This window comes from Streptococcus cristatus (assembly GCF_001578775.1).
Taxonomy (GTDB): domain Bacteria; phylum Bacillota; class Bacilli; order Lactobacillales; family Streptococcaceae; genus Streptococcus; species Streptococcus cristatus_A.
In genome coordinates this window covers 1,317,565-1,319,146 of the sequence record NZ_KQ969062.1, presented here as the reverse complement: position 1 = coordinate 1,319,146, position 1,582 = coordinate 1,317,565, and the positions used below count along the sequence as shown (strand labels likewise).

Below are 1,582 nucleotides of genomic sequence, written 5' to 3'. Positions count from 1 at the left end.
CATACAGTTCAAGTCGGTCTCGATAAGAACGGCAACGGCGAACTTGATCCAGATGAAGTAACATCATCTACAATCATCAAAGATGGTAAGGATGGAAAAGCTGGTGCAACCGGAGCTAAAGGCGATAAAGGTGAAACTGGAGCTACAGGAGCGACCGGAGCTAAAGGTGATAAAGGTGAAGACGGCAAGCCATCATTGGCGCAAGTCGTAGATAACAACGACGGTACTCATACTGTTAAAGTTGGTCTTGATAAGAATGGCAACGGTCAGTTGGATCCAGACGAAGTAACCTCTTCAACAATCGTCAAAGACGGTAAGGATGGAAAATCTCCACTAGCTAAAGTTGTAGACAACAACAATGGCACGCACACAGTTCAAGTCGGTCTCGATAAGAATGGTAACGGTGAACTTGATCCAGACGAAGTAACATCTTCAACAATCATCAAAGATGGTAAGGATGGAAAAGCTGGCGCAACCGGTGCCACAGGTGCTACAGGAGCGACCGGAGCTAAAGGTGATAAAGGTGAAGACGGCAAGCCATCATTGGCTCAAGTCGTAGACAACAACGACGGTACTCATACTGTTAAAGTTGGTCTTGATAAGAATGGCAACGGTCAGTTGGATCCAGACGAAGTAACATCTTCAACAATCGTCAAAGACGGTAAGGATGGAAAATCTCCACTAGCTAAAGTTGTAGACAACAACAATGGCACGCATACAGTTCAAGTCGGTCTCGATAAGAACGGCAACGGCGAACTTGATCCAGATGAAGTAACATCATCTACAATCATCAAAGATGGTAAGGATGGAAAAGCTGGTGCAACCGGTGCTACAGGCGCGACCGGAGCCAAAGGCGATAAAGGTGAAACTGGAGCTACTGGAGCTACAGGAGCGACCGGAGCTAAAGGTGATAAAGGTGAAGACGGCAAGCCATCATTGGCGCAAGTCGTAGATAACAACGACGGTACTCATACTGTTAAAGTTGGTCTTGATAAGAATGGCAACGGTCAGTTGGATCCAGACGAAGTAACATCTTCAACAATCGTCAAAGACGGTAAGGATGGAAAATCTCCACTAGCTAAAGTTGTCGATAACAATAATGGCACTCACGCTGTTCAAGTCGGCCTCGATAAGAACAACAATGGTCAGCTTGATCCAGATGAAGTAACATCTTCAACTATCGTCAAAGATGGAAAAGCTGGTGCAACTGGAGCTACAGGTGCTACCGGTGCAACAGGAGCTAAGGGTGATAAAGGTGAAACAGGCGCAACAGGTGCAACTGGAGCCAAAGGAGAAGATGGCAAGCCATCATTAGCCCAAGTTGTCGATAATAACAACGGCACTCACACTGTTAAAGTTGGTCTGGATAAGAACGGCAATGGCCAGTTGGATCCAGATGAAGTAACCTCATCTACCATCGTTAAAGACGGTAAGGACGGTAAATCTCCGCTAGCTAAGGTTGTCGATAATAACAATGGCACACACACAGTTCAAGTCGGCCTCGATAAGAACAACAACGGTCAGCTTGACCCAGACGAAGTAACATCATCTACAATCATCAAAGATGGAAAAGCTGGCGCAA

General features: G+C 46.0%; 1 protein-coding gene. It reads left to right on the top strand.

Annotated elements, in window-relative coordinates; translation table 11 throughout:
• On the top strand, positions 1-1,582 hold a 1,582-nt coding region (locus SCRDD08_RS06600; RefSeq protein WP_196756177.1), incomplete at both ends, for a collagen-flanked surface repeat-containing protein.